This is a genomic window from Paracoccus sp. TOH (assembly GCF_030388245.1).
Taxonomy (GTDB): domain Bacteria; phylum Pseudomonadota; class Alphaproteobacteria; order Rhodobacterales; family Rhodobacteraceae; genus Paracoccus; species Paracoccus simplex.
This window is the reverse complement of sequence record NZ_CP098361.1, coordinates 495,001-513,512: the sequence shown is the minus strand read 5'-3', so window position 1 is coordinate 513,512 and position 18,512 is coordinate 495,001. Positions and strand designations below refer to the sequence as shown.

General features: G+C 62.5%; 14 protein-coding genes, 1 tRNA gene, 2 rRNA genes and 4 pseudogenes (1 of these 21 running past the window's edge). 13 read left to right on the top strand and 8 right to left on the bottom strand.

All coding sequences use genetic code 11. The annotated features are described in order from the left end of the window. Window positions 1–30: 30 nt before the first annotated feature. Window positions 31–702, bottom strand: a pseudogene (locus NBE95_RS13110) (IS3 family transposase); the annotation flags it as partial. Here NBE95_RS13110 and NBE95_RS22410 point away from each other — a divergent pair. The 4 genes and pseudogenes from NBE95_RS22410 (at window position 619) to NBE95_RS13100 (ending at window position 2,857) form a co-directional block, all read left to right on the top strand. Continuing rightward, entirely contained in the window at window positions 619–873 is a 255-nt protein-coding gene (locus tag NBE95_RS22410; protein ID WP_354670370.1) for a transposase, read from the top strand. The pseudogene NBE95_RS13110 and the gene NBE95_RS22410 overlap by 84 nt on opposite strands. A 214-nt stretch (window positions 874–1,087) precedes the next feature. Next, window positions 1,088–1,294: pseudogene (locus NBE95_RS13105) on the top strand (transposase family protein); the annotation flags it as partial. A 174-nt stretch (window positions 1,295–1,468) separates the two neighbouring features. Continuing rightward, window positions 1,469–2,044, top strand: coding sequence for a DUF6212 domain-containing protein (locus NBE95_RS22405; protein ID WP_354670367.1), 576 nt, complete (start codon window positions 1,469–1,471; stop codon window positions 2,042–2,044). Between the two features lie 33 nt (window positions 2,045–2,077). After that, window positions 2,078–2,857, top strand: coding sequence for a Hint domain-containing protein (locus NBE95_RS13100; protein ID WP_289895861.1), 780 nt, complete (start codon window positions 2,078–2,080; stop codon window positions 2,855–2,857). 325 nt (window positions 2,858–3,182) lie between these two features. Here the strand turns inward: NBE95_RS13100 and NBE95_RS13095 are convergent. Further along, window positions 3,183–3,380: pseudogene (locus NBE95_RS13095) on the bottom strand (transposase domain-containing protein); the annotation flags it as partial. Further along, entirely contained in the window at window positions 3,374–3,496 is a 123-nt protein-coding gene (locus tag NBE95_RS13090) for a hypothetical protein (RefSeq protein WP_289895860.1), read from the bottom strand. The gene NBE95_RS13090 and the pseudogene NBE95_RS13095, both read right to left, overlap by 7 nt. Window positions 3,497–3,686: 190 nt before the next feature. Between NBE95_RS13090 and NBE95_RS13085 the strand changes: the two genes are divergently transcribed. Both NBE95_RS13085 and NBE95_RS13080 read left to right on the top strand, forming a co-directional pair. Next, window positions 3,687–3,863, top strand: a complete 177-nt coding sequence (locus tag NBE95_RS13085; RefSeq protein ID WP_289895859.1) for a hypothetical protein — start codon at window positions 3,687–3,689, stop codon at window positions 3,861–3,863. Further along, window positions 3,853–5,922, top strand: coding sequence for a recombinase family protein (locus NBE95_RS13080; RefSeq protein WP_289895858.1), 2,070 nt, complete (start codon window positions 3,853–3,855; stop codon window positions 5,920–5,922). The genes NBE95_RS13085 and NBE95_RS13080 overlap by 11 nt, the downstream gene beginning before the upstream one ends. Before the next feature lie 78 nt (window positions 5,923–6,000). On the opposite strand, the pseudogene NBE95_RS13075 reads toward NBE95_RS13080, so the two are convergent. After that, window positions 6,001–6,960 (bottom strand): annotated as a pseudogene (locus tag NBE95_RS13075) (IS66 family transposase); the annotation flags it as partial. Between the two features lie 52 nt (window positions 6,961–7,012). On the opposite strand from NBE95_RS13075, the gene tnpB reads away from it, so the two are divergent. From tnpB to NBE95_RS13060, 3 genes are all read left to right on the top strand, one after another. Beyond that, entirely contained in the window at window positions 7,013–7,219 is a 207-nt protein-coding gene (tnpB, locus tag NBE95_RS13070; RefSeq protein ID WP_289895857.1) for an IS66 family insertion sequence element accessory protein TnpB, read from the top strand. 68 nt (window positions 7,220–7,287) lie between these two features. Then, a complete protein-coding gene (locus NBE95_RS13065; protein WP_289895856.1) occupies window positions 7,288–8,301 on the top strand; it encodes an IS66 family transposase in 1,014 nt (337 codons plus the stop codon). Between the two features lie 56 nt (window positions 8,302–8,357). Then, window positions 8,358–9,504 (top strand): IS3 family transposase gene (locus NBE95_RS13060; RefSeq protein ID WP_289895938.1). Its coding sequence is split into 2 segments (ribosomal slippage): window positions 8,358–8,599 and window positions 8,598–9,504, totalling 1,149 coding nucleotides; the frame shifts between segments, so codons are not numbered across the junction. A 1,513-nt stretch (window positions 9,505–11,017) separates the two neighbouring features. Here the strand turns inward: NBE95_RS13060 and NBE95_RS13055 are convergent. Further along, window positions 11,018–11,206: a hypothetical protein gene (locus NBE95_RS13055; RefSeq protein WP_289895855.1), complete on the bottom strand. Its 189-nt coding sequence runs from the start codon at window positions 11,204–11,206 to the stop codon at window positions 11,018–11,020. A 123-nt stretch (window positions 11,207–11,329) separates the two neighbouring features. Between NBE95_RS13055 and NBE95_RS13050 the strand changes: the two genes are divergently transcribed. The 4 genes from NBE95_RS13050 to NBE95_RS13035 all read left to right on the top strand — a co-directional run bounded on the left by NBE95_RS13050 (window position 11,330) and on the right by NBE95_RS13035 (window position 17,720). Next, window positions 11,330–11,845 (top strand): hypothetical protein, encoded by a 516-nt coding sequence (locus NBE95_RS13050; RefSeq protein WP_289895854.1) that lies wholly within the window; start codon window positions 11,330–11,332, stop codon window positions 11,843–11,845. Between the two features lie 193 nt (window positions 11,846–12,038). Further along, window positions 12,039–12,926, top strand: coding sequence for a GIY-YIG nuclease family protein (locus tag NBE95_RS13045; protein WP_289895853.1), 888 nt, complete (start codon window positions 12,039–12,041; stop codon window positions 12,924–12,926). A 223-nt stretch (window positions 12,927–13,149) separates the two neighbouring features. After that, on the top strand, window positions 13,150–15,273 hold the full coding sequence (locus NBE95_RS13040; RefSeq protein ID WP_289895852.1) for an AAA family ATPase: 2,124 nt from the start codon (window positions 13,150–13,152) through the stop codon (window positions 15,271–15,273). A gap of 761 nt (window positions 15,274–16,034) precedes the next feature. Next, a complete protein-coding gene (locus NBE95_RS13035) occupies window positions 16,035–17,720 on the top strand; it encodes a recombinase family protein (RefSeq protein ID WP_289895937.1) in 1,686 nt (561 codons plus the stop codon). Here the strand turns inward: NBE95_RS13035 and NBE95_RS13030 are convergent. The 3 genes from NBE95_RS13030 to NBE95_RS13020 form a co-directional block, all read right to left on the bottom strand. After that, window positions 17,677–17,753 (bottom strand) — tRNA-Met (locus NBE95_RS13030). The two genes, NBE95_RS13035 and NBE95_RS13030, sit on opposite strands and share 44 nt — an antisense overlap. Window positions 17,754–17,806: 53 nt before the next feature. Beyond that, window positions 17,807–17,921: ribosomal RNA gene (gene rrf, locus NBE95_RS13025) — 5S ribosomal RNA — on the bottom strand. Window positions 17,922–18,009: 88 nt separating this feature from the next. Further along, window positions 18,010–18,512, bottom strand: a 23S ribosomal RNA gene (locus NBE95_RS13020) (it continues 2,329 nt past the right edge of the window).

The window sequence follows — 18,512 nt, the reverse complement described above, 5'->3', positions numbered from 1 at the left end:
TCCCGGTTTCGTTCCGGTCAGGTGCTCATGTTAAGCGGCCCTCTGCTCGAAGGCCACGGGTGATTTCCAGCCGAGGGCTGAGTGTTTGCGGCGCGGGTTGTAGAAGCCGTTGATGTATTCGAAGAGGGCGATCTCGACATCGCGTCGGGTGTGCCATTCGCGTCTCCAGACCAGTTCGGCCTTCAGGGACTTGAAGAAGCTCTCGACGGCCGAGTTATCATAGCAATTTCCCTTGCCGCTCATTGATACCTTGAACCCGTTTTTGCGCAGAAGTTTCTGGTAGTCATGGGCGCAGTATTGCGCGCCGCGATCCGTGTGGTGAATACAGCCTGGTGGCGGGCGGCGCAGGGCAACAGCCATGTTCAGCGCTCTGATCGCCAGATCCTGTTTCATCCGGTTGCTGATCGCCCAGCCAATCACGCGCCTTGAGAACAGGTCGATGATGACGGCCAGATAAACCCAGCCCTCACGCGTCCAGATGTAGGTGATGTCGCCCGCCCACTTCTGGTTCGGGGCACTCGCCGAAAAGTCCTGTTGCAAGAGGTTCGGCGCGATGTTGAAGGCGTGATCGCTGTCGGTGGTGCGCCTGAACTTCCGGCTGCGGATGATGCGAATGCCATTCTGGCGCATCAGACGGCCTACCCGGCGCTGTCCGACCCGCAGGCCCAGCTCGTTCAACTCCTCGGTCATACGCGGCCTTCCTTTGCCCGTGGCCTCCGCAGCGACTGCGCCGCCGTTGCCGCCGCCCTGCGCGAACCTTGGTCGAACGGGCAGACAGAGGGGCAGATCAATCGGCTGAAGACCCTCAAACGCCAGATGTATGGCCGCGCCAACATCGATCTGCTCAGGGCACGGCTCCTCGCCCCGGCGTAAACCGGAAAATGCACCAACTTTGAGTCAGACCCAATATTGGGGTCTGACGCAGATTTGGTGCAGTTGAGCTTCAACCTCGCTACATTTTGGCCTTCTTCCAGGGAGGTTACCGCGATGGCGTCATGGTTTTCACGCCGAGATTTTCTGCCGGCAGGGCTTACGGCCGATCAGATCGAGCTCGATGGCTATCCATGCCCGCTCTTCGGCGGCCGCGGCCGCCTGTCCACACTGCGGGAGCATTTCGGAGCATGTCCACAGTCGGTATCGACGTCGCCCGGCCGATGTTCCTGCGCATGGGCGAGCCGTGGAAATCGTCTTGCAGGTTCGTCGCTTTCGCTGCCGCGCGCCCGGCTGTCCGGCCCGGATTTTCGCCGAACGGTTTCCGTCCGGCGTCACCCGACCGCATATGCGACGCACGCGGCATCCGCACACTCAGAGGCTGGAAGTGGCGCACGAGCCGAATACGCGATTTAATCTAGCGATTTTAGCGAGTTCCCTGAGTGGCGCACCTTTATGCTCCCGGACGTTGTATTCTTGAGGATACTATTCTATCATTTAGCGACTATAAGCGACTACACCAAGAACAGGTGAGAGAGTGTTCGTGAATACGAAATTCAATGATCGTAGAGAGGCCGCCGAATCTGTGCAGCCGGACTTGGGCGAGATCGGTTTCGAATCTCGCCCTCGGCTGCGTCCCCGAGACTTGCCAAGGCCAGAAATTCTTGGAGATATCAGTGATTTATCAGGGTATGTCGCCGCTGATTATTGGGAGCGTGAGGACGCCTATCTCATCCACCCTCCAAGGCTGAAAGCTGTCTGCGCTGTCTGCCGTGGCGTACCTTTATCAGGAGTCGTACATGTGGCGGCGGCCGTGCAAGCAGCGCGTACGGATGGTCCTGGGATAGGGTTTTCTATCGGAGTTGCCCCGAACGGTGCAGTTACATTCACGAATTGGGGAAAGTTCGTAGGATCTGTGATCAATCTTGCGCCGGGTGCTTGGGGTGTTGCTCAAGCGAGTGTACCAGTACCCATACCCGGCGATTCATGCGATCTAATTTTGGTAACCCGGATTCTCGGTCGAGCTGCGAACGACAATACTTGGGCATTGTTCCGCCGCTTTTCTTTTACTACAGACCTACCGGGACGATCATGGAATCCGAATGTAGGTTGACGTTGCGCCATCGATGCAAAAGGAGTGTCAAAATTGAATGACGGCATCGCCATCAAAACAGGTGGGCAGGTTGCGGGGTTGAGCTGCATCAGTGAGATTCCACCGGCTAATACTCCACTGGTTGTTCAATCAAGTGAAGACTGCAGCGAAACAGCTGATAATTATCTGGCATCCCAAGAGCCATATGGGGCTCTGGTACCCAGTTTCGTAGCTGGAACGAAGTTGGAAACCGAGAGAGGCCTGGTCTCTATTGAGAATTTGAACATTGGCGATCGCATTCGCACTCTTGACAATGGCTTGCAGCAAGTGCGCTGGGTTGGCTCGTGCAAGTTTTCCTCCACTGAACTGGCGCGTAGCCCCAACCTACGCCCCGTTCGTATTCGGGCCGGGGCGTTGAGCCAGAAGACGCCTACCACCGACCTGCTGGTTTCCCCTCAGCATCGGATCCTCTTGCGCTCGCGATACGCTTTGCGTTTGTTTGGTACGCAAGAGTTGCTGGCGCCCGCGAAGCAGCTTCTTCAGGTAGACGGCATCGATATTGCAGATGACATAAACGAGGTCGAATATTTCCACATTTTGTTGGATGCGCATGAGATCGTGATCTCGAACGGTGCTGGAACCGAGTCGCTCCGTCACGGACAAGAGGCACTAAAAGTTATGGGGCCTGCCGCACAGGAAGAGATCTTCTCTCTGTTCCCTCAACTCCGAGACCAGAAACAGCCCGTCGTGGCAGCCCGTATGCTGGCTTCTGGCCGCCAAGCCCGCAAGCTCGTGATTCGGCACATTCAAAAAAACGCAATGCTTGTAAGCTAAAGTAGCTGTTTCAATAATGGGCTTTTTGTTCGGCTGCCGTAGTCGGTGCAAAGATAAGTGAGACCAGGCGGTCAACCCGGTCGCGACGCCCTGCCGCCGCGAAATGCCGCTCACAGGATCGTGAACGGCCAGGAGCCGGTCGCGTCCCACTCTCCACAAGGGCCTCGCAAGGCGCACGTTGATCGCAAGGACCCGCCAGGACAACGACCGCGGGCGCGACGACTTGACGATGATCAGGTACAAGATTGGGCGCGGCGACTTCCTTGCTGGCTATGGCTGCTGTGACCCCCGATAACTGTAAGCGTCCGGCCTGACTGCTATCCGTCCAGCGCCACGGCAGCAGGTCGTCGACCTTGGTAATCCTGTAGTCGGGGATACGGGCGATGGTGTCGGCGAGCCAAGCGTGGGGATCGACGGCATTGAACTTGGCGGTTTCGATCAGGGTGTAGGCGATGGCGGCGACCTTTCCACCTGCCTCGGATCCGACGAAGAGGTAATTCTTCCGCCCGAGAGCCATCACCCGTTCATTCTGCCCATGTCGGGCAATTTGTTGAGGTGCATTATCGCTGGCACGCGCTTTTCGGCCGACAGTTTCGGGTGGAGCGTGTCGACCGACGCAAGTCCGGCCAGTTCGTCCATATCGAGGTGCTGCCTGGAGTGTTCATGGTCGTGACCGCGTGGATGCTCGATCCGGCGGCTTGCACCGGCATGGACCTTGGCACACCGCGCGTGTCGCTCGCGGCCCTGTCAGATCTCGATGACCTTCTGAGTCGGCGCGGTCTTCGGCGAAGCTCTTCCGGTGATCTCATCGCCGGAAAGGAACAGACCGATGCAAGACCTGCCCATCAAGCCTTCATGCCCCAGGCAACTACAGATGCAGTTCGACTCGAAGCGGTTGCGCGGGATGAGTCTCCAGGAGCGCCAGCAGGTGGTGACGTGCCTGGCCATCCTCCTGGCCGAAGCGGCGGGAGAAAGCGAACCGGAGGGAAGCGATGATGGACGGTGATCTCCTTCCGCCGGCCATCCTGCAGCGCAAGGCGGTGGTCTATGTGCGTCAATCAACCCAAGCCCAAGTCGAACTCAACACCGAGAGCCGGCGACGGCAATATGAGCTGGTCGAGGTCGCGCGTCGTCGTGGTTTCCGGACCGTGGATGTGATCGACGACGATCTTGGCCGCTCCGCCAGCGGCATGGTGGCCCGGCCCGGCTTCGAGAAGCTCGTCGCCGCCTTGTGCGCCGGGGAAGTCGGCGCCGTGCTCTGCTTTGACGCTTCGCGGCTGGCACGCAATGGCAGGGACTGGCACCACCTGCTCGAACTGTGCGGGCTTGTCGAGGCGCGTGTCATCGACCTCGATGGCATCTACGATCCCTGCCTGCCGAACGACCGCCTGCTGCTCGGCATGAAGGGCAGCATCAGCGAGTTTGAACTCGGGGTGATCCGAGCACGCATGATTGACGCCGCCCGGGCGAAGGCCCGCCGCGGCGAACTTCGGATCAGCGTGCCGATCGGCTATATCTGGCATCGCGATATCGGGCTCGGCCTCGATCCCGACTTCCGGCTCCAGCAAGTGATCCGGTTGGTCTTCGAACGGTTCCGCCAACTCGGCAGCGCGCGGCAGACGCATCTGTCGCTGGCGGCGGAGGGGGTGTTCTTTCCGCGGCCTTCGGACGGGAAGCGCCTGACATCCTTCGACTGGACAGCAATCCGCTACCGCAATGTCATCGGCCTGCTGAAGAACCCCTTCTACGCAGGAACCTATGTTTATGGAAAGAGCGAGAAGCGGATCGAATTGGTCGACGGGCGCGCGCGCAAGTCCTACGGCCATGGCAAACCACCGGAAGCGTGGGACGTGCTTATCCATGATCATCATGCCGCCTATATTGATTGGGCGGAATACGAGCGGAACCAGATGCTGCTCGCAGCCAACGCCTATGGACGTACGGGAGGACAGAAGTCCGGGCGGGGCGGTCGTGCCCTTCTTGCCGGCATGCTGACCTGCGGGCGCTGTGGCCGCGGCCTGGCGGTCGCCTATGCCGGCGCCCCGCCGGGGCGCCCGACCTATCGCTGCGACCGGCCCAATCTCATGCTCGGCCTGCCACGTTGTCTCAGCTTCGGCGGTTCCCGTGTGGACGCCGCGATCGCATCGGAGATACTGCGTGTGGTCGAGCCGATGGCGATCGAGGCCGCACTGGAGGCGGAGCGGATGCACAGGGAAGGAGAGGCCGAGCGTCGGCGCGTGGCCGAACTCGATCTGCAGCAGTCAGAATACGATGCTTCGCTGGCAGAACGGCGCTATGCCGCCTGCGACCCGGAGAACCGGCTTATCGCAGCCCAGCTCGAGAAGCATTGGGAAGCTGCGTTGCGGCGTGTCGAGGCTTGCCGGGCGCGCCTTGCCGCAACGGATACCTTGGACCCGACCGCGCCGATGCCCAACTTCGAGAGCTTGGCGGCGGACCTTTCCGCAGCCTGGTTGGCGCCGGGTGTCACGACCCGAAGCCGCCAGCAACTGATCCGGGCGCTGATCTCGGACATCATCGCCGATATTGACGACGTGACACGGGAGGTCGTGCTGACGATCCACTGGCAAGGCGGTCAGCATTCGCAATTGCGGGTGCGTAAGCCAAGGACGGGGGAGCATGGTTGCCAGACGCCCGAGCAGGCTCTGGCCGTGATGGAGCGGATGGCAACGCGCTTTTCCGACACCGATATCGCGGCCACCTTGAACCGGATGGGCGTGCGCACCGGCCAGGACAAGACTTGGACGGCGCACCGGGTGGCCTCCATCCGCAGGGTGCGCGGTATCCACGCCTTTCGCTCGGCCGAGAAGGACGGCGCTTGGCTCACCATGCGCGAGGCCGCGGCAAAACTCGGGGTGACCAGCCATGTCGTGCGGCGGATGATCCAGGACGGGATTTTGCCTGCCGAGCAGGTCGTTCCGGGCGCGCCTTGGCAAATCCGGGCCGAAGAACTCGAGAGCGAATGCGTCGTCGAGGCACTTAGACAGAAAGGACGCCCGCGTCACGCGGCCGACCAGAACCAACTTCCAATATTTCCAGACACTTGAAAAAGAGGGGCATAATGACTCACCACTCGCGATAGCGCGCATGCCGCGTTCGGCAACGTTGTTGTCCAACTCCAGGATGCCATGGTCGAGGTAGGGGCGCAGGCGTTCCATGCGGGTCAGGGCATAGCGGATGGCCGCCGCGAGCGGGGATTTGCCCGAGATCGTAGTGAGTTGCATGGCCAGCCAGACCTCGAGGTCGTCGAAGACCGGGGCAGCGTGGGACCTTCGCAGTTCGGCGCGGCGGTCGGGAGGGGAGCCTCGTGCCACCTGCTCGACGGCATAGAGCCGGGCGATCCGTCCGATGGCCTCTTCGGCGATGGGCGAGCCCTGCGACCGGTGGATGTCGACAAACTTGCGCCTGACATGGGCCATGCAGGCGACCTCGCGAATGGCGCCGGAACGGTAGAGATCGTTGAGCCCGGCATAGCCGTCGGCATGCATCCAGCCGCGGAAGCGGGCGAGATGGTCCTACGGGTGCTGCCCCTTTCGGTCGCCCGAGAAGCGATACCAGGCTGCGGGCGGTGCTTCGCCGCCCCAGGGCCGTTCGTCGCGAGCATAGGTCCAGAGCCGGGCAGTCTGGGTCTTGCCGGAGCCGGGCGCCAACATGCTGACCGGCGTGTCATCGGCAAATATCGCGTCGGCCGACAGGACATGGCGGCCAATGGCGTCGGCCAGAGGTTCCAGCAGGGCGGTGGTCTTGCCAACCCAGTCGGCAAGGGTCGATCTGTCGAGGTCGAGTCCCTCGCGGTCGAAGATCTGGCTCTGGCGGTAAAGTGGCAGGTGATCAGCATACTTGCTGACCAGCACATGGGCCAGTAAGCCCGGCCCAGGGCGCCCGCGTTCGATGGGGCGAGAGGGCAGCGGGGCCTGGACGAAGCGTTCACAGCAGGCGCATGTCAGCCGGGGGCGGACAATCCGGTTCACGATGAAGCGCCCAGGAACATACTCCAGCTCTTCCGTGACGTCCTCGCCGATCCGACGCAGGCGGCCACCGCAATCGGCACAGGCATCGGTGCCGGGGCTGAGCTCAACCTCCATCCGGGGGACATGGTCGGGGATGGGGCGGCGCTTCGGTTTGTCTTTCTCCTCGATGTCGGACAGGATCAAACTGCTGCTCTGGGATCAGACCGGCATGGTGCTAGTTCACAAGCGGCTGGAAGGCGGCAAATTCGTCTGGCCACAGTTGCGCGACGGGGTCATGCGCATGTCCGGCGCGCAGTTTGCAGCGCTGTTTGAGGGCGTGGATTGGCGGATGGTCCGCCCCGAACGGACGCGGCGCCCGCTGGCGGCGGGGTGACTGGCAGGCTGCGTCGAAACGCCTGTTTTTGCTGGCCGGAAAGGGCATCCTGTGTTTCACTTCCCGCCATGGAAACAGCTGATCTTGCGCGCGAAAACGCCTTGCTGAAGGCCCGCCTCGCCGAGGTGGAGGCGACGCTGGCCGAGACGCAAGAGGCCAATCGGCGGCTGCAGGATATCCTGCACGCGGCGCAGCGCGAGAAATTCGGCAAGCGCTCCGAAAAGCTTTCGCCCGACCAGTTCAACCTGCCCCTGGAAGATGCCGAGTTTGCTCAAGGTGTGCTTGAGGCAGCACAAGAAAAGGCCGAAGCGGCGATGCAGCGGGCGCGCGGGGAAACACCCCGCAAGCCCAAGCGCAACCGCGGGCATCTGCCGTCCCATCTGCCTCGGGTTGAGCGCGTGATCGAGCCTGCCAGCACGCTCTGTCCCTGCGGTTGCGGCGAGATGTCCAGGATCGGGGAAGACGTGTCCGAACGGCTCGACGTGATCCCCGCCCAGTTCCGGGTGCTGGTCACGCGGCGCCCGAAATACGCCTGCCGCCGTTACTCGCAAGCTGTCGCGCAGGCCCATGCCCCCGAGCATGTCGTGCCCGGCGGGCTGCCCACGGAACTCTTCATCGCTTGGATTATCGTCTCGAAGTTCGGTAACCACCTGCCGTTTTATCGGCAGGCCGAGATCTTCAAGCGGCAAGGGATCGATCTGGACCGCGGCACACTCGGCAACTGGGTCGGGCGCGCCTGTTTCCACCTGATGCCCGTCATCAACCATATGCGTGCCCATCTGCGTGGCGCAGACCGCATCTTCGTGGATGAAACCCGCGCGCCGGTGCTGGAACCGGGCCTGAAACGCACCAAGAGCGGCTTCTTCTGGGCCGTCGTCACTGACGAGCGTGGTCATGGCGGGGCTGGCCCACCCATCGTGCTGTTCCACTATGCCCCCGGCCGGGGCAAGGCGCATCCGCTGAACTTCCTCGCCGGATACCACGGCCGCTTCCTGCAATGCGACGCCTACCAGTCCTACAACGCGATGACCGAGATCGCGCGCGACAATGGCCCGTGGCAACTGGTCTATTGCTGGACCTGAATAGCCCCATGTTTCGTGGACGCCTTCTTCGCTAACTTTGAGGCAAGGAGGCCATGATGGGCACAGGTAATTTCACTGACGATTTCAAGCGCGATGCGGTGGCGCAGATCACGGAGCGGGGCTACCCGGCCAAGGAGGTCTCTGAGCGGCTCGGGGTGAGCACGCACTCGCTCTATGCCTGGAAGCGCAAGTTCGCGAAGGCGGTGTCGGGTGAGACGGCAAAGGATGCCGAGATCCGACGACTGAAGCGAGAGCTGGTCCGGGTGTCGGAGGAACGTGACATCCTAAAAAAGCCACCGCGTATTTCGCCAGGGATGCAAAGTGAGATACGCGTTCGTGGCCGAGCATCGGGGTCAGTTTTCCATCCGTGCGATGTGCCGGTGCCTGCGCATCCAGCCGAGCGGGTTCTATGCCTGGCTGCAGGCGCCGGTGAGCGCGCGAGCCCAGGAAGACAGGCGCCAGACCGAGTTGCTGCAGGAGGCCTGGGTTGAGAGCGGCAAGGTCTACGGTTACCGCAAGCTGCATGATGATCTGGTGGAACAGGGTGAAAGCATCTGTCCGAACCGGGTCGCCCGATTGACATTGACGCAGCTTGCGGGGATCAAGGCACAGATCGGCTACAAGCGCCGCCCCGGAAGTTATGGTGGCAAGCCGTCGGTCGTGGTCGACAACACCCTCGACCGGCAGTTCGATGTCGAGGCCCCGGATAAGGTCTGGGTGACCGATATCACCTACATCCGGACGCAGGAGGGCTTCGCTTACCTCGCGGTGATCATTGACCTCTATTCCCGGCGCGTGGTCGGTTGGTCGATGCAAAGCAGGCAGACGACAGATGTCGTCCTTCAGGCCCTGCTCATGGCGGTCTGGCGGCGAAAACCGAAGACCAAGGTGCTGATCCACTCGGATCAGGGAAGTCAGTTCACCAGCATGGATTGGGCTGCGTTTCTGCGCGCCCACAATCTGGAGCATTCCATGAGCCGCCGCGGCAACTGCCACGACAACGCAGTCGCCGAGAGCTTCTTCAACCTGCTCAAGCGCGAGCGGATCAGGCGCAGAACCTACAGGACCCGCGAAGACGCAAGGCAGGACGTGTTCGATTATATCGAGATGTTCTACAACCCGAAGCGCAAGCATGCGAGGAACGGGATGCTGTCGCCCGCCGAGTTCGAACGGCGGGAGGTGATGAGACGTGAAGGCGTCTAAGAAACTCGGGGCTATTCAGGTGGAAATCAGCAACCAGGCCACGAACCCCTGCGATCCATAGCCAAAAACACAATGAGATCACTACACGAAGCCAAAGCGCCCGACGCAGTGCATGGCCGACACATTATAGACGAATAGATTCAGAAAAAGAATGGGGCGAGGCCAAAGCCCCACCCCATTCGGACCACCTACCCGGCGGAAAAATCAAGGCGTCTATCTTTTTTCAGCCGCCTACCCGGCGGGGAAGACTGCCTTGGCCTGCCAATTTCTTGGTGCGACGCTTACTTTATAATCCGTCCTTTGATGCAGTTCAAGTCTTTCTCGAGATTTTTGAAAAATAAGTCAGGCTCCCTGGTCCTTGAATAGGGATGACCGCACCGGCAACGTCCGTTTCTCGGAGCTTATCCAAGGTTCTGCCCCAGCTCCTCACCTTGCCATGGTGCGGACACGGTAATCAGTCCAGAAGATGAACCCGATCCGCCGGTTCTCCATCAACATCACGGCAATGCCACAGGCGAGCGGTTTTCCTGTGAACACCAATCCCGACTATTTGCCATCGCGATGATGTCCGGAAGAGGCTCCAGGCATAGACCAATAGTTACAAAGCAGCTTTCCCACTGACACTTGCTTGAAGACGGTGCCGTTAATTTTTATCTGTGTGCTTTGTGCTGTATGAAGTTCGGGATCTGCTGCCTCCATGACACAGAGTCCAGCTATTAGCGATTTTTCGACCAGATGCCAATTGGTCTGATAATATGGATTTCCTTCCAAGAGGTCCTGCTACTTGCTGATGGGATTTCGGCTGCCCTGCCCCGCAGACTGCATCTTCCGCTGGCCACCAGAACGTCATGAACAGATGGAACGTCGGACATCATTGGCGGAAATTCCGGAACATATGGAGAAGCCAATGTCACAGATCCGAGCACATGGGAATTCCAGGATTTCTCTCTCAACAGGCAATACCCCTGACAAAGGACGGACAGGTCCCAAAAGCTGATCAGAACAGAGGAGGTCGAACATCTCCAAGACCTCGCTTACTGCGTCGTCAGAAAGGCCCCGACCTCCTGGACATTGCCACATGCTTCAGTCGGCATGACACCACACCGAGCGTCAGCACGCTCGGATCGGATTCGCCCGATTATGCACGAGACAAGCGGATAGCAAAGGCTATTGCGGGCTGATCAGCTTACTATCGTCATGGGCGATCAATTGGCTGACCCCCGGCACGACCGCCACGACCACCAGGCATGAAGTCTGAACGGCCAAGTACAGCGCGCGGTCATCGTTGCCTCGCAAGCCTGCCGGACATCATTTCTATGAGTGCCTAACGGCGTATCGGGTAACACCGGATAAGTTCTACCAGAGCGGATACACCATAAAAGGAACAGCAAAACCGAACAGGGTCAGCCTGATTACACGGCAGACTTGATCGTAACCAAGGCCGTTTTCAGCACTCAGCAACACCCCATAACAGCCGTGATCCTCGATCCGTTAGGAAATGCCCCAAAAGTCCTCAGTCAGTCTTTTTCTGCAGTTCACGCGCCAAAAACTCGGCCATGACCCTTCTGATCACCTCGGGCCGTGTCGGGAGGTCGTCGAGGGTCCTGCGATAATCGTCGATCTGGCGGACCATGTCGCGCTCCATGCGGATGGTGACGGGCATGGTATCGACTTCGGGCCGGCCCATTTTCTTCTCTGTCATGCAGAATCCGTTCCGTACTTACTTGACTTTATGCCAACAAGGTAACAGAATGGGCGAGCCAGGGCAAGAGCGGCAACTCTTCCCTGGCCCTGACCACAACGATCTCGGATAAGGAGACCGACCATGGCTGACGCCAGTCCTACCACGCCCTTCGGGGCGCAGAAAGCCACCTGCGCTTTCACCCACACCAGTGTTTCACGCCGCTTTTCCGAGCTTCTGGGCACGCTGGCGCATGCCATCGAAGCGGAGCGCGACATCCAGCACGGCTGGTCGCGCGACCCGGCCTTTTCGCACTGGCTGCGCGAGTCGGAACTGCTCTGGCAGCGGGCTGCGGCCGAGGCCAGCGATCTCTCCGACAGCCCGGCCCTGCGCGCCGCCGACCGGGTGCTGATCCGGGCCGCGCGGATCCTGCACTTCGCCTTGGGCTGCGAGCATCCGGCGGAATATGACGCCGCAGTGGCGGATCTGGCCGGCTGCGGCGAGGCTCTGACCTTGCGGGGCGATAATGCCGTCGCCTGGCGCCTGCGCGAGATGCTGCGCAGCGCGGAGGCGCGGCTGGCCGAGATCGGCAGCCTGGAGATGATCCCCAGCGCAGGGGATCCGGACGGCTTCAACGACTGGCCCGGCCTCGGCTGCTGAGCCGGCGCGGATCTCCACCCCATCCTGAGCCTGTCGCCTGATCATGGCGCGCCCTGGCGCGCGCCATGCGGCTGCGGCTGCGCCGCGTCAGGACGCCCTCTCCCTTTCCATTCCCAGAACCCCACACTCGGGAGGATACCCCATGCATAAAGCCCATCGCAAAAACACCAGGCTGGACCCGTCGCAACCGGACATGCCCGCCATCGACCTGCCGATCCCCGAGGCCTGGCATGACCTCGCGCACCAGAAAGGCATGACCATCATCGCCCGGGTGCAGGATCGCTACCACCTCGCGCTGGCCTGCGGCACCTGCGGCCGGCCCAGCAAGCACAAGATCTCCGCGCTGCGCGCCTGTCAGCCGCAATGTCCGCATTGCCTCGAGGCACAATGGCGCGCTGCTGCCGAACAGGCCGGGCTGGAATACCTGCGCCGCGATCCCGAGGACATGATGTATGCCTGGTATCGCGCGCCTTGCGGCCACGAGGTCCGGCGCCAGCCCGACCGCATGCGCCAGATCGGCGCCGGGCGGAACGGGCTGCGCTGCGAGACCTGCCATGCCGCGCGCGAAGCCGCCGAGGCGGAAAGTTGCGGCTGGGTGCTGATCGGGTCCGATCCGGAAGGCGACGCCAACTACCGGCTGTATCAGCACGGCTGCGGCCACCAGCAGCGCATCGCGCGCGGGAATCTGCAGACCGGCAGATTTTCCTGCGGCTGCTGCGGCGAATGCTGGTCGGCGGCGCCGAGCTGGCTCTACCTGCTGCGCTTGCACCTGCCGGGCCACGGGCCGGTGGTCAAGCTGGGCTACAGCCGCAATCCGCAGTCGCGCATGCGGCACCAACTCGGCATGACTGCCGAACTGGGCTGCGCTCTGGTCGTCAGCATCCCGATGGCGACCGGCCATGACGCGCTCAAGATGGAGAAACGCCTGCACCGGAAGCTTCGGCGCCGCTACCCCGAGGCGGTGCTGCCGCGGGAGGCGATCGCCCGCCATCTCAATCTCGTCAGCGAGATCTACGACGCCGCCCTGGAGCCGGTGATCCGGACCGAACTGGAACGGATCGCCAGAACGCCGGCCTCATAGTCCGGGCCGGGGCTTCGCCCCAACCCGTCCTGCGCGCGATTACCAGCGCCCCGCATCCAACGCCCGCCGCCCCTGACCGCAGACGTGGACCAGTCACGCGCCCGAGCCGCCATCGAGCGCGCGCAAGGCGGAGCCCAGCCCGGGCAACGACCAGCCATGCCCAGACCGAAGCAGGCCTGCCTCGTCCGGAACAGATCCCCCTTTTCCTGCAAGGAACCTCCCCATGCTTCAAAGCCTCCCCCTGCCCTCACAGGACTGTCCTTCCTGGATCCGCTATGCCCGGGATCTGCTGTCCCGCCAGAATGCGGTCCTGGTCGATGAGACCGCCTTCGCCTCGACCCTCCCGGCACAGCAGGCGGCCCGGGTCGTGCATCCCGACTGGCCGCCGGATAGCAAGACGCGCGGCAAGGAGGATGACGATGCCCCCGGCACCGCGTCCGTCGCCGTCGCCCGCCGGCCGCTGCCGGCCGCGCAGCTTCTGCTGCTCATGCGCCTGGCGCGCACCTTCGGATCCGCCCCGGCCTTCGAGGCGCAACTGACCGATCACCGGCTGATGCTGTTGCGCGGCTTCGCCATCCCGGACCTGCTGCATGTCGCCCGGACCATCGGCAAGCTCATGCTGCCGGAGGGCTGGGAGTATCTCTACCGCAGCGATATCGTGAGCTTTACGCCGCCGGCGGCCGTCGTGCTCCGGCCCGATGTCCACATGGACAAGATCGATGCCATCAGCATCGCCACATATGCCGAGCGCATCGCCGAGGCGATGGAAACCGGCCTGCCGCTGGTCTTGCCGGTGCCGGATGAAGTGATCCTGCCCGAAGAGCTACGCCCCGCCCTGCCCGAGCCGATCCTGCTGGCGCCGCTGTCGCGCGAGATCCTGCGCGCGGCGCTGGACGCATGGCATCCGGATGCCGGCGTCATGGCCGACGCATCGCTGGCGAATCGGCTGCCCGATGACGCGGCCATCGCCGGGCTGACCCCGCTGGCGCTGCGCCTCGCATTCGCGGCCCCGGGTGTCGAGGAGGCCGTCGCACGGCTGGCGCAACCGGCGCCCAAGCCGCTCACATCCGGTCCGCATCTCGACCGGATCGCTGACGACAACCCGGCCCTGCCCGCCGCGCGCCGCATCGTCGCCGATCTCAAGGATTGGCAGGCGGGCAAGATCGCATGGTCGGACCTGCCCCGCTCGCTCTTGCTCTACGGCCCGCCCGGCACTGGCAAGACCTGGCTGGCACAGGCCATGGCTGCCAGCGCCGGCATCACGCATGTCAGCGGCAGTTTTGCGCAATGGCAAGCCGCTGGCCATCTCGGCAATATGCTCGACGCAATGCGCCGATGCTTCGCCCAGGCGTTTGCACAAGCCCCCGCGATCCTGACCATCGACGAGATCGATGCCGCCGGCGCGCGCGACGGCAGCGACAGCCACGCCCGCAGCTATCGCACCCAGGTCATCAACGCGTTCCTCGAACAGATGGACATGATCAGCCGCAAGGAAGGCGTCATTGTCGTCGGCACCTGCAACCATCCCGGACGCATCGATCCGGCGATCCTGCGCGCCGGTCGTTTCGATCTTCATATCGAGATCGGGGCGCCAGGCCCCGCAGCGCTGGCGCAAATCCTGCGCGACAAACTCGGCGCCGGCTTCGATCCCGAGGCCGTCGCCGCACTGGCCCGGACGGCCTCGGGCTGCACCCCGGCACAGATCGACGCCGCCGTCCGCATGGCGCGGTCGATCTGCCGATCGGAACGTCGGACATTGCAGCTCGACGACGTCCGTGACGCCCTTGCCCTGCCGCCGCCGCAGGATGCGCTCGACTGGCGCATCGCCCTGCACGAGGCCGGCCATACGGTCGTCTGCGCCGCGCTCGACCTGGGCCAGATCACCCGCATCACGCTGACCCCGCGCGGCGGCGAGATCGCCCGCAACCTGCCGCATCACCAGATGCTGCTCGCGGATTACGAGGCCGAGATCGCCCACACGCTGGCGGGGCGCTGCGCCGAGCGCCTGATGCTGGGCCATGTCTCGGCCGGCGCCGGCGGCGGCGAAGAGTCTGATCTCGCGCTCGCCACCCGCATCGCCGTCGCTATCGAGACCAGCTATGGTCTCGGATCCGACGGCCCGCTCTGGACCGGCAAGACCGCCATCGGCCGCCTCGCCCCCGCGCTGCAACAGCGGGTCCGGGCACGGCTGCAGCATGCCGAAGCGCGGGCCACCCGGATACTTGGCGCACAGCGGGACCGGCTGGACGCCATCGCCCGCGATCTGCAACAGCACCGGCATCTGAGCGGAGAGGACCTGCACCGGCACCTGTCCGGCCTCTATCCCGCCGCCCCTGAACCTGGATAACCCGCGTGGTAGGTTGGTCCGGGCCAGGGTGTTTTGTCTTTTCCCAGGCGCGGCGCCGATGCCGCGCGTCTGCTTTCCTCTCTTGCAGGTTTCTACTTTTTTCTTTTTCCACCTGCTTCATATGCGACAAGGGTTTTCTCTCTTTTCTTCCTTGCAGGGTCGATTTTCTGCTCTCCGGATATTTTTAATTTAACTAGACCTGCGACGGTTATATTTTATCCTTCAGTCTTTTCCCTTTAGGCGCTTTTGACATTCTGTTTTTCAATTATTTTCAATGCGCTGACCTGGTTATCCACATATTCCGGCATTCATGCGGCCATAAACGTCTTCGGAGTTTCTCTCCATGTCCTATAATAATCTCATGACCCGGATGGATACCGGATTGATGGGTGAGATGACCCGCGGGAGCCTGGCTCTGCGCGGCACGGGAGAGATTTGCTTTTGGCACAGGCAGGGCAACAGGGCGCAAGGCGCAAGGGCAGGACGGGAGCGACCGCTCCCGCGCTCGCCGCGTCGCCTGTACTGCCGCCCCTGCAGAAAGAGCAGCTGTTGGCCCTGGTCCGCGCCATGGCCCGCGACGCCGCCCGCGCCGATCATGCCGCCGAGCAACAGGGCTGAGCGAGCGCCGCCCGTGCGATCCGGCTGCAGGGTGCCGACACCGCATCCGCCCTGCCCCTTGCACCATAGCGGCGTTTGCATCCACGCTTCCCCCATCGTTCCATCACCGCCAAGCTGCGGCCTGCCCCATCGGAGCCCCACCCATGACCCTGCGCGCCGTCATCTACGCCCGCTATTCCTCCGACCTGCAATCGGCCTCGTCGATCGAGGACCAGTTCCGGCTCTGCCGCGAGCGCGCCACCCGCGCCGGCTGGCAGATCGTGGGCAGCTACGAGGACGCCGCCACCTCCGGCGCCTCGCTGATGCGCCCCGGCATCCAGCGCCTGCAGCAGGATGCCCGCGAGCGGCGCTTCGACATCGTGATCTCGGAGGCGCTCGACCGGCTCAGCCGCAACCAGGCCGATATCGCGGCGCTCTACCAGAACCTCACTTTCGCCGGCGTGGCCATCGAGACCCTGGCCGAGGGCCGCATCGACGAGATGCATATCGGCCTCAAGGGCACGATGAACGCGCTGTTCCTGAAGGACCTGGCGGCCAAGACCCGCCGGGGCCTGCGCGGCCGCGTCGAGGCCGGAAAGTCCGGCGGCGGCAATGCCTTCGGCTATACGGTGCTGCGCCATATGGGCGAGGACGGCGAGATCAGGCGCGGCGACCGACAGATCCATGAAGACGAAGCCGCCACCGTGCGCCGCATCTTCCATGCCTATGCCGATGGGATGTCGCCGAACCGCATCGCCGACCAGTTGAATCGCGAAGGTATCCCCGGTCCCCGCGCAGGCAAGTGGGACAAATCCACCATTCACGGCAATCCCAAACGCGGCACCGGCGTGCTCAACAACGAGATCTATATCGGGCGTTTGGTCTGGAACCGGCAGTCTTTCGTGAAGGACCCCGCCACCGGCAAGCGCCAGGCCCGCCCGAACCCGCAATCCGAATGGATCGTCACCGAGGTGCCGGAACTGAGGATCATCGACCAGGCCCTCTGGGACCGGGTCAAGACCCGCCAGGAGGGCCGCAAGATCGAACAGACCGACAAGGAAGCCTGGGAACGGCGCAAGCCGCGCTTCCTGCTCACCGGGCTGGTCAAATGCGGCTGCTGTGGCGGTGGTTTCTCGACCATCGGCAAGGACCGCTTCGGCTGCTCGAACTCGCGCAACAAGGGCACCTCGGTCTGCACCAACCGCACCGGCATCACCCGCCAGGAGCTGGAGGGCCGGATCCTGGCGATCCTCTCCCAGCAGCTGATGGACCCGGAACTGGTGAAGGTCTTCGCCGAGGAATATATCGCCGAGCGCAACCGCCTGGCCGCCAGCCATGTCGACGACCGGGCGGTCAAGGAGAAGGAACTGACAAAACTCATCAAGGAACAGGATGCGCTGGTGAACGCGCTCCTCTCCGGCCTGCCGCCCGAGCGGATCAAGGCGAAGATGGAGCAGCTGGAGACCCGCCAGAAGCAGATCGAGAAAGACCTCGCCACCGCCCCTGCCGCGAACGCGACCCTGCGGATCCACCCGAAGATGGCCGACACCTGGCAGGAACGCATCCGGGCGCTGATCGCCGCCCTTTCCGAACCTGAAAGGGAGGGCGAGGCGCGCGAGGCGATCCGGGACCTGATCGAGAAGATCGTGGCGACGCCGGTGCCGACCAAGGGCAAGCGGATGAGCCTCGAGCTGACGCTTCACGGCGATCTGGCAGGGATTCTGGCGCTGAGTCTGAATGCGGACCAGTTGTCCGGACAGCAAAAAACCTCCTGCGAACAGGAGGTTGTGCAAAGTGCAGGATTTCTGGTTGCGGGGGCAGGATTTGAACCTGCGGCCTTCAGGTTATGAGCCTGACGAGCTACCGGGCTGCTCTACCCCGCGGCAGGGCATGTTCTGTCGTTGATCGTTTTGAGGGATGTATCGCTTCTTTTCAGGTCTGGCGGTGACCTACTCTCCCACGTCTTTTGACGCAGTACCATTGGCGCGACGGCACTTAACGGCCGAGTTCGGGATGGGATCGGGTGTTTTGCTCGTGCTTTGGCCACCAGACCGGAAAAGAAGCGATCGGCGTTTCCCGTTTGGGAAGTGTTGTCCAAGGATGCTTTTGGAAGCGAGACAGGTCTGTCTTCTTCCGGATCAAATCAAGCCAATCGAGCCATTAGTACCGGTCAACTGAACGCATTGCTGCGCTTACATCTCCGGCCTATCGACGTGGTGGTCTTCCACGGCTCTCAAGGGATACCTTGTTTTGAGGGGGGCTTCACGCTTAGATGCCTTCAGCGTTTATCCTGTCCGTTCATAGCTACCCAGCACTGCCGTTGGCACGACAACTGGTCCACCAGTGGAACGTTCACCCCGGTCCTCTCGTACTAGGGGCAACTCCTCTCAAGTATCCTACACCCACGGCAGATAGGGACCGAACTGTCTCACGACGTTCTAAACCCAGCTCACGTACCTCTTTAAACGGCGAACAGCCGTACCCTTGGGACCTGCTCCAGCCCCAGGATGAGATGAGCCGACATCGAGGTGCCAAACGATGCCGTCGATATGGACTCTTGGGCATCATCAGCCTGTTATCCCCAGCGTACCTTTTATCCGTTGAGCGATGGCCCTTCCACTCGGGACCACCGGATCACTATG